At 38.4% G+C, this 14,893-nt stretch carries 9 protein-coding genes; 3 read left to right on the top strand and 6 right to left on the bottom strand.

Annotated features, from left to right (window positions below; all coding sequences use genetic code 11):
* Positions 1–25: 25 nt before the first annotated feature.
* The 6 genes from OLM56_RS05530 to OLM56_RS05555 form a co-directional block, all read right to left on the bottom strand.
* Complete coding sequence (locus tag OLM56_RS05530; protein ID WP_264528606.1) at positions 26–1,459, bottom strand: alpha-amylase family glycosyl hydrolase; 1,434 nt, start codon at positions 1,457–1,459, stop codon at positions 26–28.
* Between the two features lie 16 nt (positions 1,460–1,475).
* Positions 1,476–3,320, bottom strand: coding sequence for a glycoside hydrolase family 13 protein (locus OLM56_RS05535; RefSeq protein ID WP_264528607.1), 1,845 nt, complete (start codon positions 3,318–3,320; stop codon positions 1,476–1,478).
* Between the two features lie 61 nt (positions 3,321–3,381).
* A complete protein-coding gene (locus OLM56_RS05540; protein WP_264528608.1) occupies positions 3,382–5,691 on the bottom strand; it encodes a glycoside hydrolase family 65 protein in 2,310 nt (769 codons plus the stop codon).
* 1 nt (position 5,692) lies between these two features.
* Entirely contained in the window at positions 5,693–6,349 is a 657-nt protein-coding gene (pgmB, locus tag OLM56_RS05545; protein ID WP_121376042.1) for a beta-phosphoglucomutase, read from the bottom strand.
* A gap of 4 nt (positions 6,350–6,353) precedes the next feature.
* The gene (locus OLM56_RS05550; RefSeq protein WP_264528609.1) at positions 6,354–7,700 is read right to left on the bottom strand and encodes an MFS transporter; all 1,347 of its coding nucleotides are present in this window, start codon (positions 7,698–7,700) and stop codon (positions 6,354–6,356) included.
* Between the two features lie 203 nt (positions 7,701–7,903).
* A complete protein-coding gene (locus tag OLM56_RS05555) occupies positions 7,904–8,929 on the bottom strand; it encodes a LacI family DNA-binding transcriptional regulator (RefSeq protein ID WP_121376044.1) in 1,026 nt (341 codons plus the stop codon).
* Positions 8,930–9,155: 226 nt separating this feature from the next.
* On the opposite strand from OLM56_RS05555, the gene OLM56_RS05560 reads away from it, so the two are divergent.
* From OLM56_RS05560 to OLM56_RS05570, 3 genes are read left to right on the top strand one after another with little or no spacing between them, the layout of a single operon-like run.
* Positions 9,156–12,104 carry a SusC/RagA family TonB-linked outer membrane protein gene (locus OLM56_RS05560; protein WP_264528610.1) on the top strand — a complete coding sequence of 983 codons (2,949 nt, stop codon included), beginning with the start codon at positions 9,156–9,158 and terminating at the stop codon, positions 12,102–12,104.
* A gap of 12 nt (positions 12,105–12,116) precedes the next feature.
* Positions 12,117–13,718, top strand: coding sequence for a RagB/SusD family nutrient uptake outer membrane protein (locus OLM56_RS05565; protein ID WP_264528611.1), 1,602 nt, complete (start codon positions 12,117–12,119; stop codon positions 13,716–13,718).
* A 19-nt stretch (positions 13,719–13,737) separates the two neighbouring features.
* Complete coding sequence (locus tag OLM56_RS05570; protein ID WP_264528612.1) at positions 13,738–14,844, top strand: SusE domain-containing protein; 1,107 nt, start codon at positions 13,738–13,740, stop codon at positions 14,842–14,844.
* The last annotated feature ends 49 nt before the right edge of the window (positions 14,845–14,893 follow it).

Below are 14,893 nucleotides of genomic sequence, written 5' to 3' on the forward strand. Positions count from 1 at the left end.
ATTCTAAATAATAATTAACGCTTTTTTATTTAACCAAAATATAATATTGCCAAGGTTTGAAATTGAACTTCTGGTCTTTTGCCAAAGTTACCTTTTCGCCTGTCATGTAATTGGTATAAGTTCCTTCAACTGGAGCTGTGAATTCTTGGTCTTTTTTAGATAAATTGCCTATGAAGAACACTTTTTCATTTTCTTTTCCTCTTTCAAAAGCAAGAATATTGGTGTCTGCAGAAGTCGCCAAACGCTTGTATGAAGCGGCATTTTTTCCTCCGTTCAGCGCAATGTTGCTGTTTTTTAAAGCACCTAATTTTTCGTAGATAGAAAACATTTTTGCTTTTGCTTTCGGAATTGAGTCTTTTTCGAAGAATTTCAACCTGCGTTTCAGGTCATATTCTTGGCCTGTGTAGATCAAAGGCATTCCAGGCAGCAGATAGGTCAAAGCGGTAAAAGCTTCTACGCCGTCTCCCATTCTTTGGTATTCGGTTCCGTTCCAAGAATTTTCATCGTGATTGGATGTAAAGTTCATGAAGAAGTCGTTTTTCTCGTATTCTTTGCCAATTTTCGCAATTACGTTATCTAAATCTTTTACGGTTTTTGTGCCTTTGTTGATATCGTTCATTACGTGATGCGCTTCCCAACCATAACCCATATCAAAAAGGCCGTCTTTTAGAAGATAATTTTTGTTAGATTCCATCAGCATGAAAACAGGTTTTACCTTTTTTAATTCTGGAATTGTTTTTTGCCAAAATTCGGCTGGCACATTATCAGCAACATCACAACGGAAACCGTCGATATTTTCTTGCTTCACCCAATATAGCATTTCGTTTTTCATGGCTTCATGCAGACCTTGGTTAGCATAATCTAAATGAGCTACATCGGTCCAGCCCCACGATTTTCCTGTTTCTGGATTTAGCGGATCGGTCACTTCGCCTTTGGCGTTCTTATGGTAATACTCAGGATGTTCGGTAATCCACTTGTGGTCCCATCCAGTGTGGTTGGCCACCCAGTCCAAAATAACATACATACCATTTTCATGGGCTGTTTTTACCAGATTTCTGAAATCTTCTTTGGTCCCATAATCAGGATTTATAGCTGTATAATCAGAAATTGCGTAAGCGCTCCCTAAATATTTTGCTTTTTCTTTCGGGTCTTTGATGTCTTCGATGGAAAGATCTCCAGTGGCTTTCCTATTTTTCATAGAAATAGGATAAATGGGCATCAACCAGATGACTTTTACACCTAATTTTTTTAGTTCAGGGATGTCTTTAGTGAAAGCATTAAACGTCCCTTCTGGAGAATATTGGCGAATGTTGGCTTCATAAATAACGGCATTTTCAGCAGTCGCATCGGTTATTGGAGCGATAGTTTCTGTTTTTTCAGCTGTTGTTTCTTCCGCTTTTTTGTCGTCTTTACAGCTGATGAAAGCTAGCGTCAGCGCTAAAAAGAATATTCTTTTCATAAGTATGTTTTTAAAATTAATTTAATTCTAAGATCAAGACCGATTTTCCGTCTAAAGAAATCTCATTCTTTATATCGATTGATTTTCCTGTCAAAATATCTTTTCCAGAAGTGAAATTTTTGATATTTTCTTGGAAACGTTTTGTCTTGAATGTTTTGGTTTCCACAGTATTATTGATGACCACCATTACAGTTTCTTTGTCGTCATATCTGAAATACACATATATGTTGTCTTCTGGGATATAGTGCGTCATTTTTCCAGTGTGGATAACGGTTTTGTTCTTTCTCCATTGGAATAATTTTGAAGTAAAATTAAAGAACTTGTTCTGCTCTTCTGTTCTTCCGGATTTGGTAAACGCATTGTTTTTATCGCCATTCCAGCCACCTGGGAAATCTTGTCGGATGTCTGCATCGCCTTTTCCTTTGTCGCCAGCCATGCCAATTTCAGAGCCGTAATACGTCTGCGGAATTCCACGAACAGTAGCAATCAAGGCCATGGCCATCTGGTATTTCTTGAAATCGTTTTTATAGATTTGGTTGAATCTTCCAGTGTCGTGATTTTCAACAAATGTCAACAGATTATTTGTGTTTGCATACAAGAAATCATTAGCAAAATTGTCATACACTTTAATCATACCGTCGTTCCAAGAAGCTTTGTCTTCGTTGAAAACACTTCCGAAAGCATCGTGCAGCGTAAAATCCATGACGCTTGGCAGATAAGAATTGTAACTTTGGATAGCGCTTATCGGACTGTCTTTTTGCCAATAGGACATCTGGGCTTGGTCATGCATCCAGACTTCGCCAACAATGTTGAAATAAGGATATTCGTCGGTGATAGCTTTGGTCCATTTTGCAATTCCGACTTTATCGTTATACGAATATGTATCAACTCTAAAACCGTCTAAATCGGCATATTCGATCCACCAGATCGCGTTTTGAATTAGATAATTTAAGACTAACGGATTTGACTGATTTAGATCGGGCATTGACGGAACAAACCAACCGTCCATGCAATTTTTAGCATCTATAGCCGAAGCATTGGTGTCGAATTGTGTCGTCATTCGATAGTTCGACTGAGAAAATCCTGGAAATTGATGTACCCAGTCATAAGTCGGCAAGTCTTTATACATCCAATGTTCGGCGCCCCAATGGTTTGTTACATAATCTTTGATGAGTTTCATGTTTCGCTTTTTCAATTCTGCCGAAAGGCGAGCATAATCTTCATTCGTTCCATAACGAGGGTCAATTCTATAGACATCGGATTGTCCATAGGTATGATATGAATGGACTTTGTCGTTGTCTTCGCAAAGCGGCGTGCTCCAAAGTGCTGTGACTCCTAATTCTTCCAGATAGTCTAGATGTTTTATGATTCCTTCGATATCTCCGCCATGACGCCCTCCAGGAGTATTTCTGTCGGCTTTTTCGTTAAGCGATTTGTCGGTGTCGTTATTTGGATTTCCATTGGCAAAGCGATCCGGCATGATCAAGTAGATCATATCAGATGAGTCAAAACTTTTGCGTTGTGCCGAATTTGGACGTCTTGCTTTCAGCGTGTATTTTTTTGTAAAAGCCACCTTGTTTTTGTTCTTGAAAGAAAAGACAAAATCAGAAGCAGGAGTATTTTTTGTGTCGATTGTGATGAAAATGTAGTTAGGATTTTTAGTTTTTACCACGTTTTTGATTACTACGTTATTGGAAACGGAGGCTTCGTATTGCGCGATGTTTTTTCCGTAGAACATAATCTGAAGCTCAGGATTATGCATTCCGGCATACCAAAAAGGAGGTTCCATTTTATCGATTTGAGCGAAGGCAGAAACAGATAAAAACAGTACCAGCAGGCTTAGGTTTTTTTTGAAGTTCATACTTTTTTATTTAAAAAACCCTTTCAGAGTCTGAAACTCTGAAAGGGTGGGTGGTGATTATTTATACGGTAACTAAAGTATTCGGTTGTACCAAGACCGCTTTTCCGTTGACATAAACGGTAAGTTCTTGGCTTCCTTCTAACGTAAATTTAGTTTCGTTCGCATTGACAAAAACTTGCAATATCTGGTTTCTGAAATTGATTTTAAACGAATAGCCTTGCCATTGTTCTGGTATTTTTGGCTCGAAATGCAATGTGTCGTTTTTGACACGCATTCCTCCGAAACCTTCGACAATGCTCATCCACGTTCCGGCCATGCTTGTGATGTGACAGCCTTCTTCGACTTCTTTGTTGTAATCGTCTAAATCCAAACGCGAAGTTCTCAAGTAGAAGGTGTAGGCTTGCTCCATTCTGCCCAAATTGGCAGCTTGAATCGAGTGAACGCATGGTGAAAGCGAAGATTCATGTACCGTAAATGGCTCATAAAAATCAAAATGTTTTTCCAATTGTTCTTTTGAGAAGTGATCTTCAAAAAAGTAAAAACCTTGCAATACGTCAGCTTGCTTGATGTATGGCGAACGAAGGATTCGGTCCCACGACCATTTTTGATTGATTGGTCTTTGGCTTTTATCCAAATCGTGAACTTTTACGAGTTCTTTATCCAAAAAGCCGTCCTGTTGCAAATAAACATCGTGTTCTTCTGAAAAAGGAAGGTACATTTTGTCTGCTACTTTTTTCCAATGAACTATTTCGGCAGCATCTAGATTTACTTTCGAAAGGATTCTGGAATAGTCGGAAGCATATTCTTTTTCTACTTTTTCAATCTGTTCGATGGTATAATTGATGCACCATTTGGCAAGATAGTTCGTGTAGAAATTGTTATTGACGTTGTTTTCGTATTCGTTTGGTCCTGTAACACCAAGGATAACAAATTGGTCTTTATGTGTTGAAAAAGTCGCTCTTTGGTGCCAGAAGCGGGCAATAGCAATCAAAACTTCCAATCCTTTTTCCGGAATGTAGCTGTAATCTCCAGTAAATCTGAAATAGTTGAAAATAGCAAAAGCAATCGCGCCATTTCTGTGGATTTCTTCAAAGGTAATTTCCCATTCGTTGTGGCATTCTTCACCATTCATGGTTACCATCGGATATAGAGCAGCACCGTTGGTAAAGCCTAATTTTTCAGCATTTTCAATCGCTTTGTCCAATTGGTTGTATCGGTACGTCAGCAGATTTCGAGCAACCTGCTGGTCTTTGGTCGCCATATAAAACGGGATACAATAGGCTTCAGTATCCCAATAGGTGGAACCGCCGTATTTCTCTCCTGTAAAGCCTTTCGGTCCTATATTTAGGCGGGAATCTTTGCCTAAGTACGTTTGGTTTAATTGGAAAATATTAAAACGGATGCCTTGTTGTGCTTTTACATCGCCGTCGATGGTAATGTCTGACATTTCCCAGATTTTTGACCAGGCTTCAATCTGTTCTTGCAATAACGCTTCATAGCCTTTTGCTTTAGCGGCAGCAATTACTTTAGTGGCAGCAGAAATTAATTCTGATTTTTCATGGTTTAAGGAAACGGTATATCCTCCAAATTTCTGAATGGATGATTTTTGGCCGCTAGCAACTTCCACTTCATAGGCAAACTGAATTTTATCCGCTGAAGCATCTACTTTTACAGGAGAACTATTTAAATTTTTATGATTTAAAAAAATGCTGTTCGACATGTAGGTCGCCACATTAAAATGCGTCTTGAATGTTCTGGCAACAACAAATGCTTCATTATCAGAATGTTTTGTTTCTAACGGTTCCCAGAATTTTTCTTCCCAGTTCGCATCTTCATTTTTGACGCCGGCATCAATGTAAGGCTTGTAGACAATTTTGGCATCTTTGTTCAACGGCGTGATTTCATAATTAATGACGCCTAATTCATCAGAATCCAAAGAAAGAAAACGGCGCACGTCTACTTTTATTTCTGTTCCGTTTTTTAAGGTGGCTTCAAAAGAACGGTGATACCAGCCTTCTTTCATGTTTAATTCGCGCTCGAAATTTTTAACTTCAAGGCAAGTATTTAGGTCGAAATCTTCTCCATTAATTTCAATTTCAATTCCGATCCAGTTTGGAGCGTTCAATACTTTTGCGAAATATTCCGGATAGCCATTTTTCCACCAGCCTACTTTTGTCTTGTCTGGATAATAGATCCCGGCAATATAGCTTCCTTGGAAAGTCTCGCCGGAATAATTTTCTTCGAAATTGGCGCGTTGGCCCATAGCGCCGTTTCCGATGCTGAATAAACTTTCTGATGATTTTACTCTTTCGGCATCAAATCCTTCTTCTATGACGGACCAATTATTTGGTACTATATAATCTTGGTTCATTTTATTTATTCACTAAAGTTTCTATGAAATTTGTTTCTATGTGCGCAAAATCAGGGAAGATATATGCAGCTTCATGCAGGATGTTAGCATCTCCAATTCCTACGCTTGTCATGTGCGCAATATTTGCGGCTTGAATTCCGGCTACTGAATCTTCAAAAACAATAGCATTTTCCGGCGCCATATTCAATAAAGCTGCGGCTCTTAAGAAAACCTCAGGGTCGGGCTTAGCATTTGAGACATCGTTGCCGTCTACAATAACGTCAAAATAGTGGATGATTCCGGTTTTTTCTAGAATAGGCCTTGCATTTTTACTTGCCGAGCCTAAAGCTATCAGCTGCTTATTCTCTTTTAGATAATGAAGGACGGGCACCACTCCTATTAGAATTTCGCTTTCGTCCATATCTACTAAATAAGAGAGATAGTCTTCGTTTTTTTCCACAAGCCATTTGTCTTTATTCTCTTGGCTGGCTTCGATTTTTCCTAATTCAAGGATAAGATCTAAGGAACGGACTCGGCTCACGCCTTTTAGTCCTTCGTTATGTTCTGGTGTAAATTCGATTCCGAGCTGGTTTGCAATTTTCTGCCAAGCCAGATAGTGGTATTTGGCGGTGTCGACGATTACTCCGTCAAGATCGAATATGAATGCTTTTGTTTTCAAGGTATTATAATTTTACGGTGTCGTCTTCATCTTTTACGCGGAAGGCAAATAAGGCCGCAATGATAAAGGCAACTCCACTGGTTACGATGGCGTAGATAGGGTTTCCACCATAAATGTATTTAACGATAGGACCGCCAATGATGGCGTTGATGATTTGAGGAACTACAATAAAGAAATTGAAAATTCCCATGTAGACGCCCATTTTTTTGGCCGGAATAGAGCCCGAAAGAATAGCATAAGGCATGGCCAAAATGCTGGCCCAAGCGATTCCGACACCAATCATTGAAACAATCAACCAATTAGGACTCGGAACAAAATAGACTGAAATCAGTCCGATTCCTCCTACGATTAATGAAAAAGCATGTGTAGATTTTCGTCCAATCTTTTTCGCAATTGCTGGCAAAAAGAAGGCGAAGACAGCAGAAACGGCATTGTAGACTCCAAAGATGATTCCGACCCAATCGCCAGCTTCTTGGTAGGTTTTGCTGTGCGTGTCTTCGAGCGGAAGGTTATAGACATGATGCGCTATGGCTGGAGTGGTAAAAACCCACATTCCAAATAAGGCAAACCACGAAAAGAATTGCACCCAACCTAATTGTCTCATGGTTTGAGGCATGTTCCTGAAGTCTTCAAAAATATTCAGCAGACTGGCTTTTTCTTCTTTTTCATGGACAATTCCTTCGGCTTTGTCAAAAGCTTCTAGTTCTTCGGGAGAGTACTCTTTAGTTGTAGAAACAGTCAATAATACAGCTCCGACCAAAACAAAAGCTCCAATAATAAAGGACAAAATAAGATGGTACGGGACTTCACCAGGATTAGCTTCACTAGAAACACCAAACCAGTTGCTCAATGCGTATGGAAGCCAAGAACCAATGACTGCGCCAAAACCAATTAAAGCTGTTTGAACACTAAATCCTAACGTTCTTTGATCGGCAGGAAGCAGGTCGGCTACTAAAGCTCGGAAAGGTTCCATTGCAATATTAAATGAAGCATCCATGATCATTAGCATTCCGGCACCGACCCAAAGAGCAGGCATGAAAGCGGTAAGCATAGCAGATTGCGGCATCAGGATTAATCCTATAGCTGCCAAAATTGATCCAATTAAAAAGTAAGGTTTTCTTCTGCCGAAACGCGTCCAAGTTCTGTCGCTATAATGTCCGATAATCGGCTGGACAATCAGTCCCATCAAAGGGGCTACAATCCAAAACCACGATAGACTGTGTACGTCGGCTCCGAAGATCTGCAGAATTCTACTGGCATTTGCATTTTGCAAGGCAAACCCCATTTGTATTCCCAAATATCCAAAACTCATGTTCCAGATATCGAAGAAACTTAATTTACGCTTTTTCATTATCGTAATTTGTTGATTTATATACGATAAGCGTTATTGCTTATCAAGACTTAATCTTTCGTTCGAAGTAAAAATATAAGCGTTGATAATTGATACAAATATATAATTTTTTTATGCCTAAAATTAATTTTCAGATATTTAACAATTGGCAGAAATGAAAAATACGGTTTTTATTTATTTGATTTTCAGTTTGTTAATATGAACTACAACGATGGCGTAGATTCTCTCAAAACCAAGTGAGTTTCTATAACTTCTGTTTTGTAATGCTCGTCTTCTTCCTCTTCAGATTCTAGCCTTTCGATAAGCATTTTGGCTGCTTTTCCACCCATTTTTATTCCGTTTTGGCTTACCGTGGTAATGCTTGGCGATGAATATTTCGAAATAATACCATCTGTGAATCCGATAACCGATATGTCGTCTGGCACTTTTAGATTTATTTTTTTGGCTGCCTTGATAGCCGTTACGGCGAATAATTCGTTTACGGCAAATACAGCGTCGATTTCATTATTAGCGATCAGTTCTTCTATCTGATGATCGCAGATGTCGATATCTTCGATTTTGAGAATTAATTTAGGATCGACAACTATATTGTTTGTCTTTAACGCTTTGATGTATCCGTCAGTCCTTAATTTTCCTACACTCACATAATCTACTGTAGTAATCAATGCTATTTTTTTGAATCCTTTATCTATTAAGTTTTGTACTGCTTCATAAGCGGCCAGATTATCATCTATAATAACTTTGTCGCACAAGATATCATTGGTCACGCGGTCAAACATAACAACGGGCATTCCTTGGTTGATGACTTCGGTAATATGATGGAAGTCTTTTTTGTGTTGGGTTTCTTTAGAAAGCGACATGATAAATCCATCGATGCTGCCGTTCGCCAACATTTCCATATTGATGACTTCTTTGTCAAAAGATTCATCAGATAAGGTTACGATAACATTATAACCATGTTCGTTGGCAACATGCTCGATACCGCTAATTACGGTGGCAAAAAAGTGATGGACAATCTCAGGAATAATGATGCCGATTGTCTTTGTTTTTTTGTTCTTTAAGCTTAAGGCAATCAGGTTAGGTTTGTAGTTGTATAATTTGGCAAAAGCCTGCACTTTTTGACGCGTATCTTCGCTGATTTCGGGGCTGTCTCTGAGGGATTTTGAGACAGTAGAAATAGAGACATCTAACTCTTTGGCAATTTGCTTTAGCGTGACTTTTCTTCGCATGGTATTTAATATCAAGTAAATATTTCTGAATAAAGATAAATTTAATTTTTATTAATAGCGATTTTTAGCCGAAAAATCTACGCATTCAATAAAGTTTTCAACACGCAAACGTTTTCGGTAGGTGCTTTTACGAAAACGATTTTTTTCTCTTAAATATTTACATAAATTTAACATTCGAAGTAAAAATATAAGGTAAACAAACTCAATTTTAACCTAAACAAAATGTATGAAAACAATTTATAAAAAGTTGTTGCTTTTAGTACTGCTGCTTCCGTTTAGTGTGCTGGCACAGAACACATTAAATGGTAATGTCAGGGATGAAGTTTCAGGATTGCCGTTGCCGGGAGTCAGTGTAACTGTCCAAGGCGGAACGAACGGAGCTACAACAGATTTTGACGGAAATTTCACGCTTTCAGGAGTGAAGGCTGGGGACGTAATTTCTTTCTCTTTTTTAGGATACAAATCCACTACTATTACCTATTCTTCACAAAACACTATTAGTGTTGTTTTGCAAGAAGATGCTTCACAATTGGATGAGGTTGTAGTTGTAGGATATGGATCTGTTAAGAAGAAAGATGCTACAGGTGCTGTAGAAGTAATTTCTTCAAAAGATTTTAACCGCGGGTTGAATGCAACTGCAGAAAATCTACTAAACGGTAGAGTTGCTGGTTTGACTATTTCAACAGGCGGTGCACCGGGTTCGGGCTCTACAATCAGAATTCGTGGAGGATCTTCATTGAATGCTAAAAATGACCCATTAATTGTAATTGACGGTCTTCCTCTTGACAATGAAGATAGTGGTGGAGCAACGAGCAAGCTTTCTTCAATTAACCCAAATGATATTGAATCTTTCTCTATCTTAAAAGATGCTTCTGCTACCGCAATCTACGGTTCTCGTGCCTCTAATGGGGTTATCATTATTACGACTAAAAAAGGTAGTCAAGGTGAAATGCAAGTATCTTTCAACTCAGTGACAACTGTAAATACGTTAGCCAAAAAAGTTGATGTTTTGTCGGCTGACCAATTTAGAGCGTTAGTAAATCAAGTTGGAAATCCAACACAGATTGGTTTGCTAGGGACTGCTAATACCGATTGGCAAGATGAGATTTTCCAAACAAGCATGTCGGTAGACAACAACCTTTCTATCCGAGGAAACTTGTTTGGCGTAATGCCAGCTAGGTTATCTATTGGTTATACTTCAATTCCGGGTTTATTAAGAACAGGAGAATTTAAAAGAACAACGACTTCGATAGCGTTAAACCCTTCTTTCTTTGACAATCATTTAAAAATTAATTTGAATGCCAATATTTCTTGGCAAGATAACCGCTTTGCAGAAGAAGGAGCCATCGGAAATGCGTTAAGTTTCGATCCTACACAATCGGTTTATGATCCTACTTCTTATTTTGGAGGCTATTTCGAATGGCTTGAACCAGATGGAGATAGAGTTGTGACAGGTGCACAACAAAATCCAGTGTCTTTATTAAACCAAAGAAGAAACGTTACAGACAACCGTAAAATGTATGGTAATTTCCAAGTAGATTATAAACTACATTTCTTTGAAGATATCAGGGCTGTCGTAAATGTTGGTTTCGACAAACAGGATGGTAACGGAACAAATACGTTGGCGCCTTTCAGCCCGGCAGGTTTCCAAACAGGAAGTTATAGTGGTGGAACTTACCAAAATTTTGGTTCTCATACCTACTTTAATGAGAACAAAGAGAATAAATTATTAGATGCTTATTTAGTATATACTAAAGAAATTGGCAAATTCAATTTAGATGTTACAGGGGGTTACTCGTACCAAAACTTCAAATGGGTTGGTTTCTCTACAGGAAACGTGTACGATCCAAATGCGCAACCTGACGTATTCACAAGACCAACCGTAAACTTACAGTCTTATTTCGGAAGAATGAACTTAGGATACGATGATAAATACTTATTGACGCTTAACTATAGAAGAGACGGAACGTCTAGATTTTCTAAAGAAAACAGATGGGGTAACTTCCCTGGAGCAGCATTTGCTTGGAAAATCTCTCAAGAAAGTTTCTTGAAAGACGTAAGCGTTATCTCTGACTTGAAATTAAGGTTAGGTTGGGGTATTACAGGACAACAAGACATTAATGATGGTTTCGCTTATATTGAAAGATATACAACAGGAACTACGCAGGCACAATATCAGTTTGGAAACGTTTTCGTTCCAGTAGGAAGACCTGAAGGTTATAACAAAGGTTTGAAATGGGAAGAAACTGAAACCAGAAACATTGGTATCGATTATGGCTTTTTCAACAACAGCCTAAGAGGTTCTTTGGATTTGTACGAAAAGAAATCAACAGACCTTCTGGCAAGAGTTCCTTTTCCTGATGGTGCCAACTTGGCCAACGAAGGATTCAGAAATTATGGAGACTTTACTACAAAAGGTATCGAATTTAGTGTAAGCTATGATATCTTTAGAGGAGAAGGCTTTAATTGGACTTCAACATTCAATGCTACTTATAATGATCAAGAAATTACAGACATTCCTTCTGACAATGCTGTAGGTGATATTGATGGTGGTGGTGGTAATAAAATCCAAATCAACTCTGTAGGATACAATCCAAACGCATTTTATGTATACGAACAGGTTTACGATTCAAACGGAAAACCGGTAGAAGGTGTTTATGTAGATAGAAACCAAGATGGTGTTATCTCAACAGCCGACCAATACAGATATAAAAAGCCAAATGCAGACTTTACGTTTGGTATGATGAACAACATGAGCTATAAGCAATTTGACCTTTCTTTTGCATGGAGAGCTAGCTTAGGCAACTACATGTATAACAACGTTGCTTCTAATAAAGGAGTACTGCAGGCAGGGGTTCGTTACAATGACGTAATCAGTAACATTAATGCAGATTATTTAAACTCTGGCTTCCTGTTAGAAGGAAACAATAGGCTTTTCTCAGACTACTATGTCCAAAATGCTTCATGGTTTAAATTAGACAACATCACATTAGGATATACGGTACAAAACCCGTTTGCAACAGAGAAATCAAAACTTCGAATCTATGGAGCCGTTCAAAACGTATTTACGATTACGGATTATGACGGAGTAGATCCTGAAATTTTTGGAGGTATTGATAAGACAATTTATCCAAGACCAAGAATGTTTATGTTAGGATTTAATTTAGATTTTTAAAAAAATATGAAAATGAAAAAAATGTTAGATTTATTAGGGAAGAAAGCCTTGTTGTTGCTGATTATTTTGGCAATAGGCATTTCTTGTACGGATGATTTAGATGTGACGCCAGAAGACGATGACGATTTCACAGCTGAAAAATTCTACGAAAATCCTCAAGCATATAGAATGTTCTTGGCAAAACTTTACCTAGGCTTAGCAAAAGCCGGAAACGGTGAAGGAGATGGCGGAGAAGATTTGGCAGGAATTAGAAATGACTTTAGTCCATATTTGAGAGCTTTCTATACTTTGCAGCAATTACCAACAGACGAATCTGTAATTGCATGGCAGGATGGTAATTTACCTTCAATGAATACTCATACATGGACAAGTAACAATGAATTCATTTATGTGATGTACTCTAGAACTTTTTACCAAATTAGTTTGGCCAATGAGTTTCTAAGACAGTCAACTCCAGAAAAAATAGGAAGCAGAAATGTAGATCCAGCCATTTTAAGCGATATGTCATCATACAGAGCAGAAGCTAGATTCCTGAGAGCATTATCACTGTATCATGCTATGGATTTATTTGGTAAAGTTCCGATCGTTACAGAAAATGATCCTGTTGGTTTCTTCTATCCGCAGCAGAGAGAGAAGCTTGAAGTTTTCAATTACATAAAAGATGAGTTGATTGCTATTGATGCCGATTTGAAAGAATCAAGAACCAACGAATATGGCAGGGTAGACAAAATTGCAGCAAAAATGCTTTTGGCTAAATTGTATTTGAATGCAGAAGTATATATCGGACAAGATAAATATGCGGAAGCAGCAACTGCGCTAGAGCCAGTTTTAAATTCAAGCTATCAGATTGCAAATGTTCCTTACAAATACCTGTTCATGGCGGATAATGACGTGAATGGTGCACAAAATGAATTTATTTTCCCTGTGCGTTTTGACGGACAATATACTACAAGTGGTGGAACTAATTATTTAGTTCATGCTTCTATCCTAAGCTCAATGAATGCCAGCGACTTCGGTGTCGATGGTGGATGGAAAGGACTAAGAGCTAGAAGAGAGTTGGTAAACAAGTTTGCCGATGTAACTGGAGCTTCAGACAACAGAGCGATGTTCCACACCACGGGTCAGAGTTTGGACATCGCAAGTATTGCTGATGAGACTCAAGGCTATGGCGTAACAAAATGGACAAATAAAAAATCAGACGGTTCAAATGGTTCTAACCCTTCAGGAGCATTTGTAGATACAGATTTTCCACTATTCCGTTTGGGAGATGCTTACTTAATGTATGCTGAATTAGCAGCCAGAGGCCATGGTTCATTATCGCAAGCTGTAACTTATGTGAATGCTTTGAGAACTAGAGCGAATGCCGGAACTGTAGGTCAAGCCGATCTTACTTTAGATTTTATCCTAGCAGAAAGATCAAGAGAATTGTATTGGGAATGCCACAGACGTCAAGATTTGATTCGCTTTGGAAAATTCACAGGAGGTTCGTATCTGTGGCAATGGAAAGGCAACTCTGCCAATGGAGCGCCTATTTCAGATCACTTGAAATTGTTCCCAATTCCGGATAGAGCAAAAGCAGCTAATCCAACTTTAGTACAAAACACAGGATATTAATAAAATAAAAATCATAAATATGAAAAATATAGCAAAATCACTAATTGCATTATTCGCTGTCTTGGCTGTTTCTTGTAGCTCAGACGATGTGGAAGACAGGCCGGTAATTACGGCAAAAGATGCGCCAGTACTTGTTGCCCCAGAGGGGAGTAATGTCTATGTATTGGCAATAGAAAATGCGGCAAATCAAGCAGAGCGTTTTGTTTGGACATCTGCTAATTTTGATCAAAATGTTGCAGTGAATTATACTGTGCAACTTGATAAGGCAGGAAACGAATTTGCAAATCCACAAGATTTAGGATCTGTAATCGGAGCAAACCAATTATCAGTTTCTGTAGAAACACTAAACACTAAAGTGAGAGCTGCAGGTGGTGAAGCATTTGTAGAAGGCACATATGAAGTAAGAATAAAAGCTAGTGTTAATGACACATTTGAGCCATTGTACAGTAATGTAGCAACAATTTCAGTTACACCTTATGTAGCAGTTATTCCTAAATTATTTCTTGTAGGACACCCTCAAGGTTCTTATGGATTAGGAGAATGGTCACCAGAAACAGCGATGGAATTGAGATATATTGGAAACGGAGTAACAAGAATTTATGAGGCTTATGTAAAAGTAGGCGTAGGACAAGCCTTTAAATTTATCGGTAACCAAGCTTCTTGGGCAGACGTAGTTGGAAACTATGGAGTTATTGGCGGAGTTCAAGACGGAAATCTTAAAAATGGAGGAGATAGTGGCGATATTAAAGTAGCAGAAAATGACGGGAATGGCTTGTACTATATATGGGTTGATATCGATAACCTAAAATACAAATCGGTTAAGATGAATTGGGGAATCATTGGTTCTGCAACTGCAGGAGCATGGGACAATGAAACTGCTATGGCCTATAATTTCGCAGCTAATAAATTTACAATCTCTGCTCCGCTTAGCGCTGGAGAAATGAAATTCAGAGCAGCAAACGCAGGAAATTATATTGCAAGCAATGCTTGGAAATTTAATGTCGGGAACAGCGATCCGAAAGTAGCTTACAATCCTGATGCGCCAAACTTTGCGGTAGCAGGAGGAACAGCCAACCTAGAACTGACCATTAATTTTGATGGTACAGCTATTGTAGGAGGCTTATAAAAACAAAAAATAAAGGCTGCCCGATTTCAGGCGGCCTTTTTTTAATTAA

This window comes from Flavobacterium sp. N2550, assembly GCF_025947265.1.
GTDB classification, from domain to species: domain Bacteria; phylum Bacteroidota; class Bacteroidia; order Flavobacteriales; family Flavobacteriaceae; genus Flavobacterium; species Flavobacterium endophyticum.

What these genes read in the sequence shown, in the direction of transcription:
- OLM56_RS05535 (WP_264528607.1), bottom strand. Translation starts at nt 3,320, where the DNA reads ATGAACTTCAAAAAAAACCTAAGCCTGCTGGTACTGTTTTTATCTGTT.
- OLM56_RS05540 (WP_264528608.1), bottom strand. Translation starts at nt 5,691, where the DNA reads ATGAACCAAGATTATATAGTACCAAATAATTGGTCCGTCATAGAAGAA.
- OLM56_RS05560 (WP_264528610.1), top strand. Translation starts at nt 9,156, where the DNA reads ATGAAAACAATTTATAAAAAGTTGTTGCTTTTAGTACTGCTGCTTCCG.
- OLM56_RS05550 (WP_264528609.1), bottom strand. Translation starts at nt 7,700, where the DNA reads ATGAAAAAGCGTAAATTAAGTTTCTTCGATATCTGGAACATGAGTTTT.
- OLM56_RS05555 (WP_121376044.1), bottom strand. Translation starts at nt 8,929, where the DNA reads ATGCGAAGAAAAGTCACGCTAAAGCAAATTGCCAAAGAGTTAGATGTC.
- OLM56_RS05565 (WP_264528611.1), top strand. Translation starts at nt 12,117, where the DNA reads ATGAAAAAAATGTTAGATTTATTAGGGAAGAAAGCCTTGTTGTTGCTG.
- OLM56_RS05530 (WP_264528606.1), bottom strand. Translation starts at nt 1,459, where the DNA reads ATGAAAAGAATATTCTTTTTAGCGCTGACGCTAGCTTTCATCAGCTGT.
- OLM56_RS05570 (WP_264528612.1), top strand. Translation starts at nt 13,738, where the DNA reads ATGAAAAATATAGCAAAATCACTAATTGCATTATTCGCTGTCTTGGCT.